At 35.1% G+C, this 21,189-nt stretch carries 21 protein-coding genes; 9 read left to right on the top strand and 12 right to left on the bottom strand.

Annotated elements, in window-relative coordinates:
• Positions 1–223: 223 nt before the first annotated feature.
• From E2K98_RS24705 to E2K98_RS24690, 4 genes are all read right to left on the bottom strand, one after another.
• A complete protein-coding gene (locus E2K98_RS24705; RefSeq protein ID WP_133338927.1) occupies positions 224–1,168 on the bottom strand; it encodes an SAVED domain-containing protein in 945 nt (314 codons plus the stop codon).
• Positions 1,143–1,556: a Mov34/MPN/PAD-1 family protein gene (locus E2K98_RS24700; protein ID WP_165976375.1), complete on the bottom strand. Its 414-nt coding sequence runs from the start codon at positions 1,554–1,556 to the stop codon at positions 1,143–1,145. The genes E2K98_RS24705 and E2K98_RS24700 overlap by 26 nt, the downstream gene beginning before the upstream one ends.
• An 80-nt stretch (positions 1,557–1,636) precedes the next feature.
• The gene (locus tag E2K98_RS24695; protein WP_133338923.1) at positions 1,637–3,334 is read right to left on the bottom strand and encodes a ThiF family adenylyltransferase; all 1,698 of its coding nucleotides are present in this window, start codon (positions 3,332–3,334) and stop codon (positions 1,637–1,639) included.
• 8 nt (positions 3,335–3,342) lie between these two features.
• A complete protein-coding gene (locus E2K98_RS24690; RefSeq protein WP_133338921.1) occupies positions 3,343–4,416 on the bottom strand; it encodes a cyclic GMP-AMP synthase DncV-like nucleotidyltransferase in 1,074 nt (357 codons plus the stop codon).
• Positions 4,417–5,035: 619 nt separating this feature from the next.
• On the opposite strand from E2K98_RS24690, the gene E2K98_RS24685 reads away from it, so the two are divergent.
• Both E2K98_RS24685 and E2K98_RS24680 read left to right on the top strand, forming a co-directional pair.
• Complete coding sequence (locus tag E2K98_RS24685) at positions 5,036–5,257, top strand: hypothetical protein (RefSeq protein ID WP_133338919.1); 222 nt, start codon at positions 5,036–5,038, stop codon at positions 5,255–5,257.
• A 113-nt stretch (positions 5,258–5,370) separates the two neighbouring features.
• Positions 5,371–5,589, top strand: coding sequence for a hypothetical protein (locus E2K98_RS24680; protein ID WP_133338917.1), 219 nt, complete (start codon positions 5,371–5,373; stop codon positions 5,587–5,589).
• A 117-nt stretch (positions 5,590–5,706) separates the two neighbouring features.
• Here the strand turns inward: E2K98_RS24680 and E2K98_RS24675 are convergent, their stop codons facing one another.
• Positions 5,707–6,261, bottom strand: coding sequence for a recombinase family protein (locus E2K98_RS24675; RefSeq protein ID WP_133338915.1), 555 nt, complete (start codon positions 6,259–6,261; stop codon positions 5,707–5,709).
• A 335-nt stretch (positions 6,262–6,596) separates the two neighbouring features.
• On the opposite strand from E2K98_RS24675, the gene E2K98_RS24670 reads away from it, so the two are divergent.
• The 7 genes from E2K98_RS24670 (at position 6,597) to E2K98_RS24640 (ending at position 16,502) form a co-directional block, all read left to right on the top strand.
• Positions 6,597–8,156 (top strand): AraC family transcriptional regulator, encoded by a 1,560-nt coding sequence (locus tag E2K98_RS24670; RefSeq protein ID WP_133338913.1) that lies wholly within the window; start codon positions 6,597–6,599, stop codon positions 8,154–8,156.
• Between the two features lie 150 nt (positions 8,157–8,306).
• Positions 8,307–8,966 (top strand): flavin reductase family protein, encoded by a 660-nt coding sequence (locus tag E2K98_RS24665; RefSeq protein WP_133338911.1) that lies wholly within the window; start codon positions 8,307–8,309, stop codon positions 8,964–8,966.
• 178 nt (positions 8,967–9,144) lie between these two features.
• On the top strand, positions 9,145–10,530 hold the full coding sequence (locus E2K98_RS24660) for a purine-cytosine permease family protein (RefSeq protein WP_133338909.1): 1,386 nt from the start codon (positions 9,145–9,147) through the stop codon (positions 10,528–10,530).
• A 530-nt stretch (positions 10,531–11,060) separates the two neighbouring features.
• On the top strand, positions 11,061–12,362 hold the full coding sequence (locus E2K98_RS24655) for a hypothetical protein (protein WP_133338907.1): 1,302 nt from the start codon (positions 11,061–11,063) through the stop codon (positions 12,360–12,362).
• A gap of 357 nt (positions 12,363–12,719) precedes the next feature.
• On the top strand, positions 12,720–13,961 hold the full coding sequence (locus E2K98_RS24650; RefSeq protein WP_098576623.1) for an MFS transporter: 1,242 nt from the start codon (positions 12,720–12,722) through the stop codon (positions 13,959–13,961).
• 46 nt (positions 13,962–14,007) lie between these two features.
• Positions 14,008–15,435 carry a M20 family metallopeptidase gene (locus E2K98_RS24645; protein WP_133338906.1) on the top strand — a complete coding sequence of 476 codons (1,428 nt, stop codon included), beginning with the start codon at positions 14,008–14,010 and terminating at the stop codon, positions 15,433–15,435.
• Positions 15,436–15,494: 59 nt separating this feature from the next.
• Positions 15,495–16,502: a glutaminase gene (locus E2K98_RS24640; protein ID WP_133338904.1), complete on the top strand. Its 1,008-nt coding sequence runs from the start codon at positions 15,495–15,497 to the stop codon at positions 16,500–16,502.
• A 505-nt stretch (positions 16,503–17,007) separates the two neighbouring features.
• Here the strand turns inward: E2K98_RS24640 and E2K98_RS24635 are convergent.
• The 7 genes from E2K98_RS24635 to E2K98_RS24605 all read right to left on the bottom strand — a co-directional run bounded on the left by E2K98_RS24635 (position 17,008) and on the right by E2K98_RS24605 (position 21,029).
• Positions 17,008–17,370, bottom strand: a complete 363-nt coding sequence (locus E2K98_RS24635) for a hypothetical protein (protein WP_133338902.1) — start codon at positions 17,368–17,370, stop codon at positions 17,008–17,010.
• A gap of 57 nt (positions 17,371–17,427) precedes the next feature.
• Positions 17,428–17,829, bottom strand: a complete 402-nt coding sequence (locus E2K98_RS24630) for a hypothetical protein (protein WP_133338900.1) — start codon at positions 17,827–17,829, stop codon at positions 17,428–17,430.
• A gap of 80 nt (positions 17,830–17,909) precedes the next feature.
• Complete coding sequence (locus E2K98_RS24625) at positions 17,910–18,668, bottom strand: hypothetical protein (RefSeq protein WP_133338898.1); 759 nt, start codon at positions 18,666–18,668, stop codon at positions 17,910–17,912.
• A 53-nt stretch (positions 18,669–18,721) separates the two neighbouring features.
• A complete protein-coding gene (locus tag E2K98_RS24620; RefSeq protein ID WP_133338896.1) occupies positions 18,722–19,123 on the bottom strand; it encodes a hypothetical protein in 402 nt (133 codons plus the stop codon).
• Positions 19,124–19,352: 229 nt separating this feature from the next.
• A complete protein-coding gene (locus E2K98_RS24615; RefSeq protein WP_133338894.1) occupies positions 19,353–19,844 on the bottom strand; it encodes a hypothetical protein in 492 nt (163 codons plus the stop codon).
• Positions 19,845–19,895: 51 nt separating this feature from the next.
• Positions 19,896–20,090 (bottom strand): hypothetical protein, encoded by a 195-nt coding sequence (locus tag E2K98_RS24610; protein WP_133338892.1) that lies wholly within the window; start codon positions 20,088–20,090, stop codon positions 19,896–19,898.
• Between the two features lie 183 nt (positions 20,091–20,273).
• Positions 20,274–21,029, bottom strand: coding sequence for an ArdC family protein (locus tag E2K98_RS24605; protein ID WP_133338890.1), 756 nt, complete (start codon positions 21,027–21,029; stop codon positions 20,274–20,276).
• Positions 21,030–21,189: the final 160 nt, after the last annotated feature.

Genomic DNA, 21,189 nt, shown 5'->3' with positions numbered 1-21,189 from the left:
GTCATAACTTTTATGATTTGATACAATTTTAAGATGCGGCATTACAGATCGTACTAGAATACGAAGAGCTGCGCGGTTGTAAGCTTCCTTGGTTCTCATTTATCTTACGAAAGGCCTGGATTGCAAAAATCATGAAGTGGAACAAAAAACACGAGGAAAACTTATTACCTCGTGTACAAATTTCCTCCAGCTTCATAAAATAATTTTATGTCGTAAAGTATATTCATGTAAAAAAAATAACTTCTTTACTATTTAAGTTAATTCCCCAATCAAAACGATTATTATTGTAATTGTAGATAATTATTTCAGGATGATAGTGTTGAATTACTCTTCCTAAACTAAAACTTAATGAAACTGGCGTTGTTGCAAATAAGTGAATTTTTTCAACACCATTTTCTTTTAGTTCTTTGAGCAATTTTTCAAATTCTGTTTGATAACGTTCAATTTGGGCATAATTGTTAATTTTCCATCGGTTTGGTTTTGAAATCCCAAAAGAAAGAATTTGTGATACCTTAACTGTTTTTTTTATGTCTTCATTCTGTATAGGAAATGATTGTTCAATTTTTAAAGCAATCTCCTTCTCAAGTTCTTCATATTTATCACGGTTATTAAATAATTCCATTTCTGTATTGTATTTTTTATTTAATTCATAAAACCCTTTTCCCAGAGTTTCACTTTCCATTCCTTGGTATTCATATAAAATAGCACCATCAAGATCTTTGTAAAGCCTCCCGTCTAAAAACCCTAAAGGTACATGAGGGAAACCAAGATAAATTAGTGAGTTTGACTTTTTAACCCTTTTTTTGGCTTTTTCAACAGTTTTTATTTGTTTAAAGATAATTTCTTCCAGTGCATTTTTGTCAATTACGCCGTCGTGACTAAATTTTTTTGTAAAATTGTTAATTAAATAAAGACAGCCTTGTTCCTGATACTTATTTTTTATGGCTGAAATATGGCCATCCTTTTTTGAAAAATTAGCAAGCAAAACATATTCTTTTTTTATAAACCAAATCCAATTTGTTACCAAATTAAAGATAGCCTGGATCCAGCCAAACTTTTTGTAAGTTATAATAATCATAAAGAACAAAATTAACATTAAAATAACACTTGCCAATAGGTGGTTAATAACCAACTGTAGTAGATTAATTGTTTTTTGTATCAATTTCACTAAATTCTCCTTTGAACAAAAGGGTTATTTTATTATTTTTTCTATTCCCTAACCAAATTTTAAAATGCTTTCTCCCAGCAATTAAAAACAATAGATCTTCTGTGAACGTATTGGAATGATTCAGCAGCATCTTCCAATTTTTATAATCTTGAGTAGAATAGATTGGGTCATCTTGAGGATGGGTGTGCCACTCTCCAAAGTACATTAGTGTTTTATTACTTGCAAGCCATTTTTCTTTTAAAAGATTGTTGTGTTTTTCACTACGAATATACTGAAATCTCGACTGGATATCTTCCTTAATAGGAAGGGTTAGATCATTGATCATCACTATCTTTTGGTCATCACTAATGGCGCCAATTAACATGCCCCCGGATTCATTATCTGACAAATTAACCTGCCTCCAATTTGAAATAACTTTTATTACATTTTCCTCAATAAACATAGAGGAATTCTTATAATTCATTATAATCATGAAGTGGAAACCACTACCTTATCTTTACAAATTGGGCATTGCGTTTCAATATAATCATAGTTTGGTTCAGCTAATTTTTCTGAAGGTTCATCATATCTCTTCGAAGTCTTAAACCCATGAGATCGAAATTCATTTGCTGATCCCTTCCAAGAAACCAGCGGATTTCCTTCAATATCACCATTTAAAAATCTTAAAATAAGTCTTGAGGCAATTAACGCCGTTTCCATTGAGTCAACACTACCATATGGGGTAAAAGATCCAGCACATCCATTAATATTTTGAATGTAAGGTTTATCACTTCTGCTAGCAAATGAGGACTTTATTTGTAAATCATTATCTATTAAACATTCATAACACCCATTATCACCATTGTTTACAAGAAGAGCATGCCCTCCAATTCCATATGCTTCGACCCAGGTAAAGATAGTAGGAGTACTTGTCTTATATATCAACTCATTAAGTTTTCTTTCAATATTAGGATCCCCAACAGCTACAATGATTAGATCATACTCATTTAGATTAATTTCACCTTCATCAATCACTTCTAATACCTCTTTTTCAACTGAGATGACATTCAAGTTAGGATATCTCGTTTCCATTTCTTCCTTTAACAGTTGAACCTTGGGTTTAAGTTTTATAGCTTTGTTCATTCCAAGAAAATGACGATATGAATTTGCCATACCTAAGTAATCTTTATCAATAAGAGTAAAGTTTTTTAAGCCAGACCTTACCAAAAGGAATAATAAATCACTTCCAACAGCACCACAGCCCACAAGTAATATATTGGGATTTTTTTTGACGCCGCCACCTCTTTGTACCAATGTATCGTCATTAATTTGATAAATCTCAATTGGAGTGACTTTAAATTTGTCTGATACAGTTTCATCTATAATTGGATTTGTTTTTTGTTTAAACGATAAATCGGTCTTTTGATACCAGAGTCCAATTACCACTTTGTTCCCGGTTAATAATGGTAATTGAAGGAGATAATAATAATCTTTCTTATTTGCAATTAAAATTTTTAACTTGTCCAATTTTTGGCTAGATATATTCTCTTTTACAATTTTGATTATTTCTTGATAACTCCAATTTTTATCATATTGGGGGACATCACCAGAATATATCTTATCAAGTGAAATAAAGGTTGCCTTACCTAAATTTTGTGTGGATACTTTTGCATTAAAAAATTTTTCAATTACAACATTAAACTTTTTATTCTTTCCTAAAAATGCAACTGGCCGATTTTTTATAGTCCATACATTAACCTCATCAAGATCTGTTTGTATTTCATAATTTGCAATTGCCCACTTTTTTTCCGTTTGCGTACCAAAATAATAACTAAATTCCCGATGATACTCTATTGTATGAGGAGTTGAAAGCAGAACTCTCTCAACTCGTTCAAATACAAAATCAAGTGTAATTTGAGGATTTTGGTTCCATATTACCCCTTCAGTGTCGATGTAACATACTCCCCCACTTTTTAATACATGTGGTATTTTGGGAATTGGAGATAATTTTTCATTAATAGAAATAATCGGTAACCTAGAAGGGAAGAACTTATCAAAATAAATAATAAGGGGAATATCACGACCATTCCTTAATGAATAAATTAACTCATACTTAAATAAATCAATTTTACGAATATCCTGTAAGTACGGCTTTTCATTTAACAATGCTTCAAAATCTAATTCCATTATTCAACTTATCCTTTCAACGCAGAGTGGGAAGATGGTGCACTTGATAAAGCAACCTTTTGAAATCTGGCTTCTTTTGATTCTGGGACTGGGAACTTTTCACCAAAAAAGGGAACTAGGATTTTACAGGCCTCATATGGATCATCCTTTTGCTCTGCAGAAGAAAGTCCATTGTATAAATCATCAAGTTTATTATAAAATTCGTTCATTTGAACATTAGACATCTTCGAAAACACGTTTTTATAAGGTTCAACTGGCAAGTTATATTCGATTATATAAAGAAATTGATTTTTATCTTGATCCCACTTCAATGAAAATTTCGATTTCAAAGATTGAATGTAATTCTTTAATGCGGCCAAATCATTATATTCATATTTATCTGTAAGGGCTATATATGTTTTATTAGGGGAAAACATATCTGCTGCTGTGATTGTAATTCCAATACTTGGAGGTCTTTTATTCCCTTCAGAAGAGAAACATATGTCTTTCCACTTTTTAATAAACCTTACAATTCTTTTAAATTGTTTTTTATCATCTTCACTGAAACTATTAGAAATAAAGTCATTTAAACCTTCTGGATCAGCCGGATTCCAATATTTATTTTCCAAATTTGAAAACTCTTTTCCCCAAGCAAGATACAACTTATCATCATTTTTTGATTTTGCATAAACTGGGAGATCAACATGATATACGGGTTCTTCATCTAAAGAATAGGTGACGGTTACACATGGATTCTTTATTTTGGGTAATGTACTCGTATGGTTTTGTAAAATATCCCTTATCCATTTTTTCAACTCAACGCAGTCTTGGTAATCTTCAATATATAAATCAAAAATTACTCCTTCGTCAATATCATAATCCTTATCTTCAGGAATAATTCCCAAATCTACTGCATAGCTGCCCTGATCAATAAATTCAACATTAGGGACACAATTTTCACTATTTTCAAACTTTTTATTTAGACCATCTTTAATTTTATTAATAATGATATCTCTTTTCTCTCTTAATTCCTTATTTTCTTTAAATCTTTTTAATTTAATTGCCTCATGAAAATCTAAAAAAAACTTTTGAATATCCGCCATTTATTTATCCCCTTTACCAAAAATTTCAACACTTAATGTCCGAATTTCAGATCAAATCCCAAATATCACATCAGCTATTGTATTCCTCCATTCACTTTTATTAGTCAAATTGTCGCTAGTAACATCGTTGTCCATTTAAATTTACTATTAGTTCTATTGTACTAAAATACTTTTATTCATACAGTATTTTCCACGAAAATTAGTGTTTTCTTTTTTCTACCCTTTGCCGACCAAAAAAGTCGTGGAGTTAGTCTAAAAGTTGTAAATTATGTACACTGCCAAAACATCCGGATTTTTCCTTCTTTTCTTTCTCGTTTCACATCTAAAAGCTAGTCTTTAATTAATGTACGGGAAGTTATATATCTTTTAGACGCGAGTTTTAAAAGATCGTGAACTTGTTGGATATGCCCTTAGATCAGAATTATTCCTTACAAGTTGAACAAGGTCGATACTTAATATTTGAAAAAATCTTGAAGGATATAAAGCAGGCTTAAGCCTGCGGGTGTTGCTTAAACGAGTACCTATTTCTAATTTGTTCCATCTAATTTACATTTTTGCAGGGAATTGTATGCATCAAATCGAAATAATTATAAATACGTTTGTAAAAAGGAGGGTAAAAATGGACAAAATCTGTTGTTTATCTTATCTTTTATACCAATCGGATAATGTGGAAGTTAAAAATATCGCCGTTCAATTATTAAATGGTGACATATCCCTTAAGGACATTAAAAAAATAAAAGAATTAAAAACACATATCATAGCAACGGAAGCAAAACTCAAAAAGGTTGATACACACGAAGTAGCTCTATTTGTAGAACAATTTATGTTAACAGAGGTTTAAATTTAAACAAAATGAGATTGATCCCATCAGTAAGACTTTAACTACAGAGCTCGGTTGGCTCAAGCAGCAGTAGATTGGATCGATTACGTTAAAAAACAAAGAAGGGTGATAAAATGGCTGGTAATAAACTTTGGTCTCCTCAAGAAGATGAATTGATCGACAATACCATTATTAATCTTCCACATCGAACAGACATCGAAATTTCAGCAATTTTGTTTGGGCATCCTTTGTTAAATAAGAGAACCTCTTCTGGGCTGCTTCAACACGTAGAGCAACGGCGCAGTAAGTTAAAGAAAAACAAAACCAAAACTAAAACAAAAAAAGTAATATAGAAGTAGTAGAAGCGCCTTAAAGGTCACTTTAGAAGTAATTTGCGCTTATTCTAAGTGCTATTTTGCACATCCAAATTTAAAACCCAGCTACCCTCACATGAGAATAGCTGGGTTTCTTTACTGTTTTTCTAAATAGCGATAAATCGTCGTGCGAGATAGCCCCCACTTTTCAGCAACATCTTTAATCGGTGTACCATTTTCAATTAAAGCTTTCATCATTTCAATATCTTTTGGTCCATACTTCTCCGGGCGCCCACCTAGACGCCCACGCGCTTTTGCAGCTGCTCGTCCTGCAGCCGAGCGTTCCTCAATCAGATTACGTTCAAATTCTGCAAACGCAGCGAACAAGTGAAACATCAACTGCCCCGTTGCATTGCTTTTGTCCATTGTTAGGTTTTCTTGCAGACTCCGAAAGCCAATACCTCGTTCATTTAAGTTATTCACAATTTGAATCAAATCTTGCATGTTGCGTCCTAGTCGGTCCAATCGCCAAACGACAATTGTATCTCCTTCACGTGCATACTGAAATGCTTCCTCTAAACCAGGACGTTGTTTTTTTGTCCCACTCATTTTATCGTGAAAAATTTTCGTACAACCATGTTGCGTTAACGCATCTGTTTGTAAATCCAAATTTTGTAATCCTGTCGACACACGTGCATATCCAATTAACACTAATTATCACTCTTTCAAACTTTTAATCTGTTTTTATTGTAACATAAGATGAAAATCAATAGGTTATTGAACGTTGAATAATGAACAGGGTTTTGTTACATAAAAGATAATAAAAACTCAGCTTTTTTGAACTAGACTGATCGTGTTCAGAAAAGGACGAGTTTTGTTACAAGTTTTATTCAGTAGAGTTGCTTAATTAAATTGTAAATAGCTGAATATTAGGGGTTATAAAAAAACTGTATAATGGTTATACAGGTCAGTTTCCTGTTCAAAACCATTAAATGAATGATGAATTCCAACTTATGTGTAAATTTTACAATAACAGGTGATAAATTATGAAAATATTACTTGCCGAACGGGATGAATTAGAAAGAAAAGGAATGAAATGGCTTCTACTAACCAATCAAGTACCCATTGATGAACTAAAAGAAACAAGTAGCGATGAGGAATGCATGGAATTATTGATAGAATGGAAGCCTGATATTTTTGTCATGGAGCTTGAAATGTTTCAACCAAATCAGCGGGAAAATTTATTCCGGACTGTTAGGAATATGGGGATTCAAACGATTATGCATACAAGTCATAAAACCTTTCAGGCAGCCGAACAAGCAGTAAAAATAAAGGCAGAAGCTTTGTTTGTTAAACCATATGTTGCCGATGAATGGTTGAAAGCATTTAAACAAATTATACGCAACCAAAGGAATATTCCAAAAAATGAAGGAGAAAGTTCGTTATATCATGGCTGGGCATACGATCTTTTATTTGGACGCGTTCTCAATGAGTCATTTATGAGTGAACAAATTAAGAATTGGGGATATGATCAAGTTCCTAGTATTGTGGCCGTTTTGGCTTTAGATCAACAAAATAAAAAAGAATTTGAACCGATTACCTTGATTCAGTATATTCATGATGAACTTCAGGAATATCGTCCATTTGTTTTGTCAGCAGAAGAACATATTGCCCTTCTGGTTAGTGAGGAATATCTCCCAAAAGGTAACGATCCCATCCATTCATTATGGCTGGTCATGATGGTATTTTGCGAACGGATGAAAGAAAAAAATAATCTTTCCATTTCTGTTGGGATTGGAAATCAGTATGTTTCGCCAAAACTTCTCTATAAATCTTATTTTGAAGCAAAACAAGCATTGCTTCGCCGATTTTATTTTGGCGGCAACCAAATTTTCCCTTCTATGACTAAAAAACTACATGATCCGTATGAGCATTTTCTGTCTCCAACTGAGAGTGATGAATTAACTCGTTATCTAAATGAAGGCAATCGAGAAATGACAAAAACCTGGTTTTATCAGGTTTTTGGCGGATTTCCCTATGAAGATGGCAGCTATCCTCACTCCGATTTTGTCCGAATCAAGTTAACCAATGTGCTTTCCCATATTCGTCGATTTATGACGGAAAAACAATTCTTGTTCTATCATGACCAAGAATATCAGGAAGTATTTCGCGAAGTTTTATACGGAGAGGTATTATACGATATCATTCAAAAAATACTCCAGTTTTGTTCTTTACTTTTTGATCGTGTGGAAAAGGAAAATGTACAATACGGGTCCCTGTTAATTAAAAAAGCGGTTCAATATATCGATCAGTATTACTGCCAGCCCATAACATTAGAGGATGTTTCGGGAATAGTCGGAAGAAGCAGTCAGTATTTCAGTTCATTATTTAAACAGCAAATGGGTTCTACTTTTACAGAGTATCTTCAGGCAAAAAAGATTGAAAAAGCAAAGGAATATTTGAAAACCACTTCCATGAGTGTATCGGAAGTGGCTGAAGCCGTCGGTTATTTGGATCCTAATTATTTTAGCCGTGTTTTTAAAATCATTACGGGGAACTCTCCAAGGGCATGGAAAACTAAAAATTCTGCAGATATATTAAAATAATCCAGTTTACCTGATAAACGGATAAGAAATAATTGAAGAAAAAAATATATAGTACTAAAATTCGGAATATCCTCTATGGATATTCCTTTCTTTTTTCATTACTATTATAACTAATAAGAGAATTCAATCTATTTAAGAGGAGGAATATTTATGCATTATTCACCAAAGAAAGGTCAGCACCACGGTTTACCCTATGATCCCTTTAAAAGCAGTGCGATACCACGCCCTATCGGATGGCTTTCAACCCAATCAAAAGATGGAATAGATAACCTTGCACCATACAGCCAATATCAAAATCTTACTTGGGATCCACCTATGGTCATGTTTGCGGCCAATCAATCCATATACGGCGGAAGAAAGGATACGGTTCGAAACGCGGAGGAAACCGGTTGGTTTGTTTGGAACATGGCCACTTGGGATTTACGCGAAGCCGTCAATATTTCTGCAAAGGCGTCTTCGGCAGATTTTGATGAGTTTGAGGCTGCGGGTGTAACGAAGAAAAGTTGCATTGAGGCTCCTGGGTTCCGTGTTGCCGAGTCACCAGTTCAATTTGAATGTGAGTATGTTCAGACTATCAGAATCCCAACTGGTAATGAGGTTTCCACAGTCGATATTGTGATCGGAAGAGTAGCTCATGTGCATATTGCAGATGACATCATTCTACCTAGTGGGAAACTAGATATCTTGAAAATTAAACCAATTGCCCGCCTTGGATATTATGATTATACTGTTGTCAACGAAATATTCGAAATGAAGGCACCAGCTGCTTCAAAAGAAGAGTTGGCCGGCCTTGAGGGACGAAACGTTTAGTTAGGGAACCTTTTTGAAAATTAATTTTTTCATCGTTTAAAATGACTATAGAGGCTATGTTTGATCCTCGGGTTAACTTTGACATGCCTCTTAGTCTTTTAATTTTTAAAAATATGAAAGCGGTTTCGATATATTCAACAATATGGAAATTAAGATGCCTTAAAAGGAGGTTAATTGGATGCAAATTGAACAGCGGAGTATTGAATTTATTCCGGAATCGGAACGTCACGGGAATCCTCGGAGCTTGTTCCCGCTTTGGTTTTCGGCAAATTCGCATATAACCACAGTGGTAACGGGAGCACTTGCTATTAAATTAGGTTTAAATCTATGGCAGGCCGTAATTGCCATCATTCTGGGTAATGCGATTGGTGGAATTTTCATGGCATTACAATCAGCACAGGGGCCTAAATTAGGAATCCCGCAGATGATTCAAAGTAGAGCACAATTTGGAATCATCGGAGCCATTTTTCCTCTCGTTCTCGTCATCATGATTTATGTCGGATTTTTCTCCACTGGAACTGTTTTTGGGGCCGAGGCACTTTCTGGGGTATTCCATATCCCCTACCCTATATGTGTAGTGATTGTCAATGTCTTAGCCGTGATATTGGTCATATATGGTTATGACTTTATCCATCGTTTTGAAAGAATTATATCTATTCTCTTCTTTTTGTTATTTATTTACTTAACTTTTCGTCTTCTACAGCATCCCATTCCAGTTAGCACACATGTTCAGGAGTTTTCATGGGGTCCATTTATGCTCGTTTTGTCCATTATGGCATCTTGGCAATTGACCTATGGCCCATATGCAGCCGATTATTCTAGGTATTTGCCAACCAATACGTCCAAAAGATCAACTTTCCTATATACCTATCTTGGATCAGTCTTTGGCGCCAGCTGGTTGATGATTATTGGAGCTTTAGCCACCGTTATCGCTCCAAAACAATCTGCACAAATGGTCTCCTATCTGGCAGGTATATCAGGTTCAGGGTTAACAACGATTACTTATATTATTACAGTGTTTGGTGTTTTGGCCATTAATACGTTAACTTTATATGGCGGTTTTATGTCCGTTATGACCACCGTGAGTGCTTTTTCAAAGTCGAAAATCACTTCCAGGAACCGAATTCTTTTCATTCTGATCCTTCCTGTCATTGGAACTTTCCTTAGCATTTGGGGACAAGGTAACTTCTTGGATAACTTTTTCAATTTCTTGCTTGTTTTATTGTATTTCATGATCCCCTGGTCAGCTATTAATATTGTTGATTTCTATCTAGTGAGGAAAGGGAAGTATAATGTTAACGCAGTATTCGATCCAAATGGGGAATATGGACGATTCAACTGGGTTGCGATCGCGGTGTATGTCTTCGCTGTCCTTGTGCAATTTCCATTTATGAATACAAGTTTATATGTAGGTCCAATAGCTAAATATTTGAACGGTGCCGATATTGCTTGGATTGTTGGGCTTATCGCAGCCTCTGTTTTATACTATTTCCCTATGAAGAAAAAGGTTGCTACGTACGAGAAAAATTTATCGTTTATTCAAGATACCCCTTTAGAGCCATAGAAAAGGAATCTCCACTAAGATAATTTTTATTTCGGGATCCAAAGAAAACGTAAATTTTGTACGCCCTAACAGATGCTTATTTCAAATAATATTTGGGCATAGATTTTCCAAAAAGAAATCGAACGTGTTTCTTGAATTATTCTGCTCTCGAAGTAAAAGGACCTTTCAGCATGTTGAAGGGTGACATTTTTTCTGTGTTATGAATCTCAAAAACGATTGTTTTTGAGACCTTTTTTTTTTGGGCTAATTTTGAACGATTAAAAAATAACCTTTTTATGTTTCAAATCATTACTCAAAATCTATATATCTATAACCACGAGTTTTGTAACAAATAAATACCTCCATAAAATGGAAACATTTGGGCCATTAAATGGAATAAGGCTTATTAGGCTCCCTACTTTGGATAAGTGTGGTTTCGATAAATGAAGGAAGAAATAGAAAGGTTAAACCAACTTACAAAAAAATGGATTTAATTATAAGCTGAAGTTAAAATATTTTTATATAGAATCTAGAAAGTAGGAAATAAGAGAATGTATAGAATCGGCGTAGTTGGCCCAAGTTCGTCAGTAAAGCGAATTCTCAAAGTGGCTAATGAAATTGAACAAGAAATGGAATTTATACCATACTCCTATACAGAGGCAAAGGAAGTAGAGAAAATTGTACTAGAACATGATGATCAAGTTGATTTCTGGCTTTTTTCAGGATATATCCCTTATAGGGTGGCTGCAAAGACAGTATCTACGGATGAAAAATCGGTTTATATATTCTCCACGGAATCAAGTACCTATAAAAGTTTCATGGAACTGGTTTATTCCGAAGGGAGATTATTGGACCGAATAAGCATCGACATGATTCCCGCCACAAATGTTGCGGAAGGGGAAAGCGTGCAACAGTTAAAGAAGACGGTAAAAGATCTTTACGTGAAAACGTTTGATGTGGAGATTGATTCCCAAGAATTGTTTAAATTCCATTATGATTTATGGGAACAAAAAAAGACTGATGGTGCTTTGACATGTTACCCGACTGTTAATGAGGCCTTAAATAAAGCTGGTGTTCCCGCGAATTTGATGTCACCGACACGTATTGAAATTTTTCAAACCATAAGGATTTTTTTCGAGAAGATAAAGACTTCTTACTATAAAGATACACAAATTGGGGTTGAAAAAATCGAGGTAAAAGATTTTGACTCAATTAAAGAGAAAATGGAGAAAACCTATCAAATCCAGTATTTAGAGCTTAGGATGAAGGAGACACTTATCCAGCTTTGTGAGAAAATAGATGGCTCTCTTTTCGAGGAAGGAAATGGGCGTTATACCATTTTCAGTTCTCGGGGGGCAATTGAAAGGGAGATACAGACATTAAAGGAAAAAGTCCAATACTTGGCCCTTGAAGCGAATACAACGGTTTCCGTAGGAATTGGTTTCGGAAAAACTGTATTATTGGCAGAAATAAATGCTCACCGTGCACTTCAACAGTCGAAGAAAAACACTGAGCAAGGGATTGTGATTGTTCAAGATGATGGAACGATTATTGAATCAGCAGGACAAGAGGAAGAACTGACTTATGCCTATCGAACGGATGATAAAAATTTTTTGGAGAAATTAAAAAAGGGAAACATCAGTGTAAAAGCTTTTAAGAAAATAGACGCTTTGATCAAAAAAATGGGCTGGAGTGATTTTACAACGAAGGAATTGGCTGCAAATCTTCAAATGGGTGAACGCAATGCTCAGCGAATTGTAGCTGAATTATGTGAGATAGGCTTAGCCGAGTGTATTGGTGAAGAGTTGCATCACAATCGAGGAAGGCCAATTAAAATTTACCGGTTAAAATAAGCATTCCAATTAAGGATGCTTATTTTTTGTGTTCTGGAATAAAAAAACTATTGTAGGGAGTCAAAATATTTCGTAAAATAAATTTAACGAAATTTTCGTTAAGTATTCGTTAAATTTTCGTAAATAGAAAAGATTTATCTTATCTTCTGTTGATAAAGGAGGAAACCATTGGGTTTAGCAAGTTCCATTAATACTCCGTTTCATTTAAAGATGGAAATGTTAAATCGTGTAGACACACTATATGGATATAATGAATAGTCTTTTTTGAAATGTAAGCGTTTTTAAAGTGTTTTCAAAATTTTTTTCTCTTTCAACATCTATACATTAAATTATTTTTTAATAGGAGGAGTTGGATATATGATTTCAAAACGCACAAGGAATTGGATTCTAGCTTTACTTTTTCTGGGTTGGTCTTTAGGAAATGTCGATCGTTATATTATGAATTATGCCGTATTGTCCATTACGAAGGATTTGCATTTGAGTGCATCTACTACCGGACTTTTACTGAGCAGTTTTTTTGCCGGATATGCGATTATGCAAATGCCTGGAGGATGGCTGGCAGACCGATTTGGACCTAGAAAGGTTCTTCTTGCCGCAGTTATTTCATGGTCAATCTTTACTGGATTGACTGGTGCAGCTTGGTCTCTAGCATCTATGGTGATTATCCGTTTTCTATTTGGTATCGGAGAAGGCGGCTTTCAGCCTGCCAGTTCTAAAATCATATCGCTTACGTTTCCCAAAGCGGAACGTGGACGAGCGATGTCAATCATGCTGTCATCAGGCGGGATTATCACACTTATTATCCCGATTGCCTCTGCAACACTGCTTACGACAATTGGCTGGCGCACCACGTTTATCATAATAGGTTCCGTAGGTGCTATTATTGCAGCTCTTTACTGGTACTTTATTAAACTTCCAGACAATACAGAAGACAAAATAAATCATACCGCTGTTTTGAGTCAAAAAGGAATATTCCGTTCGTTGTTTAAAATACCTATGATTTGGAATTTGATTATTGCTTATTTCTGTATTTATGCAGTTAACTGGGGACTTGCAGCATGGATCCCAACCTATTTAGTTAAAAATCGCGGTCTTGATTTAATGTCACTTGGCTGGGTTCAGACAATTCCAGGATTGACCATGTTAGTAGGGATTTATTTAGGTGGTTATATCATCGATAAACTGCCTAAAGGACGAGAAAGATTGGTAGGAAGCTTTTCATGTGCATGTATCGGAATATTGCTGTATTTAATGTTTACAGCTTCGAGTGTAACATCATTTATTACGTATCAAGCGATTGTTAATCTATTTATTGCTTTTGTAATTACTTTATTACCGGCAATCGTTCTTAAACAGTTGCCATCTTCTGTCACTGGAACGGCTATGGGAATTGCAAATACAGGTGGTCAATTGGCTGGTTTTGTCACACCAATGGCGATTGGATTTATCGTTGATGCATTTAATGGTTCATTTAATGCTGCTTTTTGGATGTTAATTGGATTCGCAATTGTCTGTATTGTAGCACTTTTAACCTTAAGTGATAAAAAAGTGGACCTTCTCAAAAAAAACGAGCAAGAAGCCATTGCATTAGATGCATAAGAAAAAAAGTCGTCATTGCAAGAAAACTTTGAGGGAGGTCTTTTGAATGAATTTACAAAAACTTATTTCTGATCTAATTGAGCAAAAGAGAGACAAGATTATTGAGCTAAGTGATAAAATTTGGGCCTGCCCGGAAATCTACTTCGAAGAACATCAATCATCGGAATATTTATGTAAGGCATTGGAAGATGAAGGGTTTCAAGTTGATAGAGGGGTTGCCGGAATACAAACAGGGTTTATTGGAAGCTATGGAAATGGTAAACCAATCGTAGCTATTCTAGGAGAATTCGATGCTTTAACAGGCTTAAGCCAGAAAAAGGGCCTTGCTGAACATGATCCGGTTGTTGCAGGGGGAAATGGGCATGGATGCGGTCACAACTTGCTGGGTTCAGGGGCATTTGCTGCTGCAGTTGCCATTAAAGATTACATGAAGCAAACAGGTTTGCAAGGGACGGTACGTTTTTATGGTTGTCCGGCTGAAGAAGCGGGGTCTGGAAAGGCATTTATGGTTCGGGCCGGATTATTTGATGATGTCGACCTGGCGCTTTCCTGGCATCCATCAACAATCCCTACTATCTGGAACGTTAACACTCTCGCAAACTACTCTGCGACTTTCAAATTTAATGGCAAGAGTGCGCATGCCGCTGCTGCCCCTCACTTAGGCCGTAGTGCACTAGATGCGGTGGAATTGATGAATGTAGGTGTTAATTATTTAAGAGAGCACATGGTTCCGGAAGCAAGAGTGCATTATGCGATTACGGATACTGGCGGGACTTCACCAAATGTTGTACAACCTCATGCAGAAGTTGTTTATTTAATCCGTGCACCGAAAAAGCAGCAGGTAAAAGAATTATTCGAACGAGTCTATAATATTGCTAAAGGTGCAGCCTTGATGACTGGAACAACGATGGAAGACGAATTTGTAGGTACTGCTTCAAATTTAGTACCGAATACAACTTTAGCGGAGATTATGTACAAAAATTTAACTGCAGTCGGTGTTCCTGCTTATGATGAATTGGATCAGAAATTTGCTGAAAAAATCCGGGCTACTCTTTCTCAGGAAGACATTGATGCTGATTTAGCAGGATTGTGTAAAGAAACAGCAAAAATATTAAAAGATAAATACATTGCAGATATCATTCCGCCTCTTGGTGATGAGGTTGCCTTATCGGGATCCACTGATGTTGGTGATGTAAGTTGGGCTGTTCCAACAATGCAATGTATGACAACATGTTTTGTGCTAGGAACTCCTCTGCATACCTGGCAAGTGGTATCGCAAGGTGCTATGCCTATCGCCCACAAAGGCATGCTTCAAGCGGGAAAAGTGATCGCTTGCACTGCAATTGAAGCTATGGAAAATCAAGATATCATCGAAAAGGCAAGATTAGAATGGAAAGAACGCTTAGAAGGGGAAACCTATGAGTCTTTAATCCCTGAAAATGTGAAGCAGCCCCGAAAAGCAGCCCGCGTATAATAGTAATAGTTTATGATAGAATTATTTATTTTGTGCTTCTGCAGAAAGGAAAGATCGGAATGGCTGTAGCAAAAGAGATAATCCGATATGACCAAAATAGACTTTACGGAAAACTAGGGGATAACATCTATTTAGATAAATGGGTAGAGCACTATCGCTCATACACAACGGAAGGGCGATGTGCTTCCTATATTCCTGCCCTAGAAAAGGCAAATCCATCACAATTAGGTGTTGTGATTGCAGGTCCTGATGGAAAGGTATTAAAGTCTGGAGATTGTGAAACCTATTTTACTTTACAGAGCATATCAAAGGTTATTAGCTTTATGGCTGCCTGTTTAGATTTTGGTACTCTATATGTTCTGGATAGGGTAGATGTAGAACCCACTGGAGATGCTTTTAATTCGATTATCCGTTTAGAAATGAATAAGCCGGGGAGACCATTTAATCCTATGATAAATGCGGGTGCCCTCACAGTGGCTTCTTTACTAGGAGGAAGATCAACATCAGAAAAGATAGGGTCATTCCTAAATTTATTTGAAAAAATGGTGGGAAAACGTCCGTTAATCAATGAAGAAGTTTTTCAGTCAGAATGGCAAACGGCCCATCGAAATCGAGCCTTGGCGTATTACTTAAAAGAAACTGGATTTCTAGAATCTACTGTTGAAGAGGCTCTAGAAGTATATTTAAAGCAGTGTTCTATTGAGGTAAATACACAAGATATAGCCATGATTGGTTTAGTTCTTGCCTACGACGGATTTCATCCAATTCAAATGGAACAGATTTTCCCAAAAGAAGTGGCTAAGTTAACGAAAGCATTGATGGTTACTTGCGGAATGTATAACGCTTCTGGTAAATTTGCAGCTTATGTCGGTCTGCCAGCAAAAAGCGGAGTTTCAGGAGGAATCATGGCAGCTGTTCCGGCACATGCCAGTACAAAGAAATCTCCATTTCCAGATGGTTGTGGTATTGGAATTTATAGTCCGGCAATAGATGAATGTGGAAATAGCATAGCAGGGAAGAAGTTATTAAAGCATATAGCAGGAGAATGGGATTTAAATATTTTCTGATGATATTATTGATTATTCATTCTCAAGGTCTAGCTAAAAACAATAAACAATAAACAATATAAAAAACCCCCTAAGCTGGATTATTAGTCCAACTCAAGGGGGTCGCTTCATCTCAATTAGTCCCCTTTTTATGTTCTTATTGAATTAAGATGCATGTAAGCCCATAAGTCTTATTCAATTTAGTGGCCTGATTGTTGAAGAAAGTAGCCTATATCAGTAAAGAATTTTTTTCTATATAAGGGGTACCACCGCATGCCCATCAAGCTAGGGCATGTGGTGGTACCCCTGTAAGAGACAAAAAAACAGTATATTTTTATAAAGGTAATGAACTACATGTTTGCGTAGATGGCAAAAAACAACTACTAAATGGAAATGCAATAGTTGACCACATTATTAATAAGATACATAAACAATAAACCTGATTTTTATTGTTTCCTACATATAACCCTACAGCCTAGAGATTAAATAAAACACCGATTTGAATGTCGGTGTTTTATTGATTTATTTATAATTGGACATTAAACAATTGTCTTAACCTTTTGGTGCCTTCGTATTCCATTGCAGCATCCCAAAAACGCATCTTTCCTTCATAGCCGTGTGGAAAATAAGAGTACTCAATAAACTCCTCATTAACTCTAACAGGATCTGCTACTTTTATTCTTAATTCCTTCATTTTTGCTTTTAAATCAACCAATTGCCTCCGTAATTCCTTTAATTTGGACTCAATAAAATGCTGGTATACTTCAGGAATTTTAAATTTCAATGTTAAAGCTGCTTGATGGTCGTTTTCAAGAATTTGAATGAGATAGGTCGTGTAAATGTAATCAACTATAAGATTTTCTTCAGCTTCTGGAATGGGTGCTTTCATTTTGCTCATTCCTGTTCTTTTTCAATTTCTTTTTTCAATATCATAATCCATGCCGGATTATTTTTCGTAACTGCTTAAATTTTTGTCAAAATCAGCATCAGTCAAAATTTTGCCTTCCTTTTGCCGATCCAAATAAATTAACTTTTTATAATCCCAATTATATTTATATATATCCTTAAGCTTTTTATAAAACAATATAAAGTTAAAGTCTAAAGACATGATTTGTTCATACGTGAACGTATGATAATACATAAAATCAGGATGACTAACTAACCTAAACGCACATCTTACACATAAGATTGTTTTGTTACTAATCTTCAAATATTCACCTGGATAGTCTTCATTTTGAAAAACAGCAATTTTACATAAATCGCACTGTCTATCTGATCGCGCTTTCGATCTTTTTAAACATTTTATTAACCATACTGAAGATGGATATAAATAAGAATTTTTGGCCATCAAATTTCTTCCCCACATTATTTTCCCATAAGTCTCCACGAAAATTATTATCGCAATTAAGAATTCTGGTTACCTTCTTTTTACTCCTCTCGATGCTTTTTATATTCTTCCAGGCGTTCTTTTAAGATGTTAGTTCCATGGGTTTGTTCAAACTCACGTAAGGCGTTTTCAAGCTTTTTCTCCACGATTAACTTACGAGCATCGGTCTTCGATAACTTTGTAATTAGCTGTTCAACAACATCACGCATAAGTGCCGTTCTAGAAATCCCAGTAGTGTTAATTTCCTTTACATATTGATCAAGCTTATCAATTGCTGCAGCTGCAATACCAATTCTCACTGATTCAGGTTCATTCGGCTTATCAAATAAAGAAGCTTTATTTTGTGAAGGTTTATATTCTTCAAGAATAAATCTCTCTATAACAGAATTTCGATTACGGAAGGTAACAAACTGTTCAAGTACGTCTTTGGTACCTTTTTCAAAATAAAAGCTTGAATGACGGATCTCCCGATCCTTTAAAAACGAGTCATCTTCTTTCTCCAATTTGGTTATAAGTTGATTAATGAGATGACGCATTATTGAAGAACGATTTGCAGTAAATCCAGCAGAACGTACTATTTTCACCAATTCATTAAGTCTTTCATCTGAGTATTCATCAAAAAGGAATTTTTCAGGTTTAAGTCCTTTTTTTTCACCTTTATTGAAAATGCTTAGGTCTTCTGGTAATTGGTATTCGTTCAATACATAATTTCTTAATATCTTTGACTGTATGGATGGTTCAACCAAAGATTTGAATGATTTCGCTTGTTCTGGGAACAAGGAAAAAGATACTTGTTTCATATAAAGCAGCTCCTACTGTTTCGGGTTAATTTGCTATTCGAGTCAATTTGGTCCTACATGAATAACTTTTCTTCTGGAATATCATAAGAAGTGGATACACCAAAGCGATGTAAAATCATTGAATTGAGAGCTAGTTTAAAGCTTTGTTCATCGAGAGATGAAATAATATCAAGGGGTTGAACTACTTCATTCGAATCAAATAAATGAGCAGCAAGCTTTGCTAATATACTCAGTCCAGAACAAAAATCTTGTTCTACAAACATCTTGTTTGAATCAAACTCCCCACTTCTTGCATTAAAATAAGGATTCATTTTTTGATACAACTCTGTATTTCCGGTCATTAAATAAACAACAGATAAATACTCTTTGCTTGTCCGAAAGCGATCTCCCATATTTTCAACACGATATTTTGTAAAATTAGATTCATGTTCTGAATTTAGAAATTCAAATTTCATTTTAATCCCCTCCGCTTTATTACACATTAATATTATATACCACTAAGACACTAATCATTATAAAAAACAAACTCCGGGGATCAGCCGGAGTATTTAGTAACATATAATACTCAAGCACAAGAGTATTACAATTAAAGTATACGGGATTATCTTATGAAATAAAAGCTGTATCACCGTTATTTTTGTTCTTTCTTTGTATCCCCTAATGTCAATTAAGTTGGAGTGAATTCTAAACCAGTGTAGACTGCTGAATAATCATCCTTTTCTTAGTTGATTCATTTATTCTCTCCACAAGGTTCTGGAGATATGGTTCTGTTAATTTTTGGGGAATATAGCCAATACGTTCACGAATAAGATTTTCTAATACAAAGCATTTACGTGTCCAGTATTCATACTCCCCATAAGTATACCTTTCACCCTCTGTAAAGTCGTTTTCTCCTGTTTTCATCGCTTTTATAAAGACAGTACGCCGGCCATAAATGGAGCTGCGCTCCGCTCGGGCAAACTTCAATAGAAATAATAATTCAATGGTAGTCTTTTTCATCAATTCCGGAGTGGTGCACTTTAAGTCCTCATATGATGGTTGCGATTCAGGCAGAAGATTTTTTCGTTTTCCGTTTTCCTGCACGTCCTTTACACACAGATGCAAGTCACAAAACGCACAATATAAATAAGTATCAACCGTTTCAACACCACTTCCACAATAAGGACATGTTTTCATTTTTATGCCTCCCCTTTAAATTTTAAAAAAACTGGATGTCCACACGTTTTTTTAAATGACTTCGATTATTTCAGTGTGAATAATATTTGGTGATGAAAGTGGTATTTCACGAATGTCTATTAGTTGGAAATCACAAAGGTTATGATTGATAAGATTTTTTGCTTGTTTTTCACTGTTTCCAGTTACAATTGAAACCCTTGGAAAACCGTCTGCAAAATAACTTACATAGTAAATTTTCATCATCATCCTCTTCCCTTCCATTTCATTTCATTTATTTCTTGCTGTCCAAGGAGCAAGCTGCTCCTTGGTCATGTGTTTATGTCGTTTCTCATACCCTAATTATACCATCTAGACACTATCTATTCAATTAATATTTACAAAAAATTGCCATTTTCTTGTACTTGTGATTTTATATGTTATTGTTTTTATTTAATCCTCTTCTTTGTAGTTAACTCCTAATATATAATCTATTGCTTTCTGTGCTTGACTAGCTGCTTTAACGATTAATGTTTTATCATCCTTTAATTTTCGTAACCAAGACTGTATATAAGAAACTGAGTTATTAAAAGTCACATCCACGAAACCGGCTAAACCTGTTAACATGCTGGCTCCAATCTCTGCCACAAGTTCCTCTTGTGAATATTCTTCTGATCCGAAATGGGCTGTAGCTGAGGTAATTCCGTTTCTTTTTAATCTGCTGGTATGGCCTGTGCTGTGGACTGTCTCATGAAAAATTGTGGCGTAATATTCTTCAACTTGTCTAAAATCCTTCATCGGTGGAATGTTTATGTGGTCTATACTAGGTTGATAATAGGCTCTGCCACTGTTATAGCTAAAGCTTGGAGAATTTATATACCCTTTTATAATGTTTTCAGCTTCTTCTATTGGGTCATGTTCAAAAGTTTCTTCTTCTTGACGTTTGCTTTCAATGCCCTCACATTGATTTATATTAAAAACCCTGTAGTATCTAAGGAATGGGATTTTTTCTTCTTTGCCTGTATCTTTATTTTTTGTTTCAATCCACTTCCAGAAAACCACGATTTCTGATTTTGCTCCTTTTTTGACTTTTCCTTTTGCTTCCTGAACTTGTTTAAACTTAACATACTCACCTGGATCTAATAACATTGTATTAATTCCTCTGTATGGCTTTTGAGTTTTCCAATTTACTGCTGTATTTCCGTTCACCCAAGGCTTACGTTATCAAGACCTAATTTGTAAAAAGTAAAAAAAATAAAGGGCAATACATATTATACATGACTAATATGTATCACCCTTTTAATTCTTGCCCAACAATCGCGCCCGATTGTTGAATAACAAAAATATGAAAAATAGGCGTCAAAATTGG

The sequence above is a fragment of the Bacillus salipaludis genome (assembly GCF_004358205.1).
The sequence above is the reverse complement of the archived record's forward strand: the minus strand, read 5'-3'. Positions and strand labels throughout refer to the sequence as shown.

Coding starts and splice junctions, on each gene's coding strand:
- E2K98_RS24695 (WP_133338923.1), bottom strand. CDS start 3,334: ATGGAATTAGATTTTGAAGCATTGTTAAATGAAAAGCCGTACTTACAG.
- E2K98_RS24690 (WP_133338921.1), bottom strand. CDS start 4,416: ATGGCGGATATTCAAAAGTTTTTTTTAGATTTTCATGAGGCAATTAAA.
- E2K98_RS24685 (WP_133338919.1), top strand. CDS start 5,036: ATGGACAAAATCTGTTGTTTATCTTATCTTTTATACCAATCGGATAAT.
- E2K98_RS24680 (WP_133338917.1), top strand. CDS start 5,371: ATGGCTGGTAATAAACTTTGGTCTCCTCAAGAAGATGAATTGATCGAC.
- E2K98_RS24670 (WP_133338913.1), top strand. CDS start 6,597: ATGAAAATATTACTTGCCGAACGGGATGAATTAGAAAGAAAAGGAATG.
- E2K98_RS24665 (WP_133338911.1), top strand. CDS start 8,307: ATGCATTATTCACCAAAGAAAGGTCAGCACCACGGTTTACCCTATGAT.
- E2K98_RS24660 (WP_133338909.1), top strand. CDS start 9,145: ATGCAAATTGAACAGCGGAGTATTGAATTTATTCCGGAATCGGAACGT.
- E2K98_RS24655 (WP_133338907.1), top strand. CDS start 11,061: ATGTATAGAATCGGCGTAGTTGGCCCAAGTTCGTCAGTAAAGCGAATT.
- E2K98_RS24650 (WP_098576623.1), top strand. CDS start 12,720: ATGATTTCAAAACGCACAAGGAATTGGATTCTAGCTTTACTTTTTCTG.
- E2K98_RS24645 (WP_133338906.1), top strand. CDS start 14,008: ATGAATTTACAAAAACTTATTTCTGATCTAATTGAGCAAAAGAGAGAC.
- E2K98_RS24640 (WP_133338904.1), top strand. CDS start 15,495: ATGGCTGTAGCAAAAGAGATAATCCGATATGACCAAAATAGACTTTAC.
- E2K98_RS24635 (WP_133338902.1), bottom strand. CDS start 17,370: ATGAAAGCACCCATTCCAGAAGCTGAAGAAAATCTTATAGTTGATTAC.
- E2K98_RS24630 (WP_133338900.1), bottom strand. CDS start 17,829: ATGGCCAAAAATTCTTATTTATATCCATCTTCAGTATGGTTAATAAAA.
- E2K98_RS24625 (WP_133338898.1), bottom strand. CDS start 18,668: ATGAAACAAGTATCTTTTTCCTTGTTCCCAGAACAAGCGAAATCATTC.
- E2K98_RS24620 (WP_133338896.1), bottom strand. CDS start 19,123: ATGAAATTTGAATTTCTAAATTCAGAACATGAATCTAATTTTACAAAA.
- E2K98_RS24615 (WP_133338894.1), bottom strand. CDS start 19,844: ATGAAAACATGTCCTTATTGTGGAAGTGGTGTTGAAACGGTTGATACT.
- E2K98_RS24610 (WP_133338892.1), bottom strand. CDS start 20,090: ATGATGATGAAAATTTACTATGTAAGTTATTTTGCAGACGGTTTTCCA.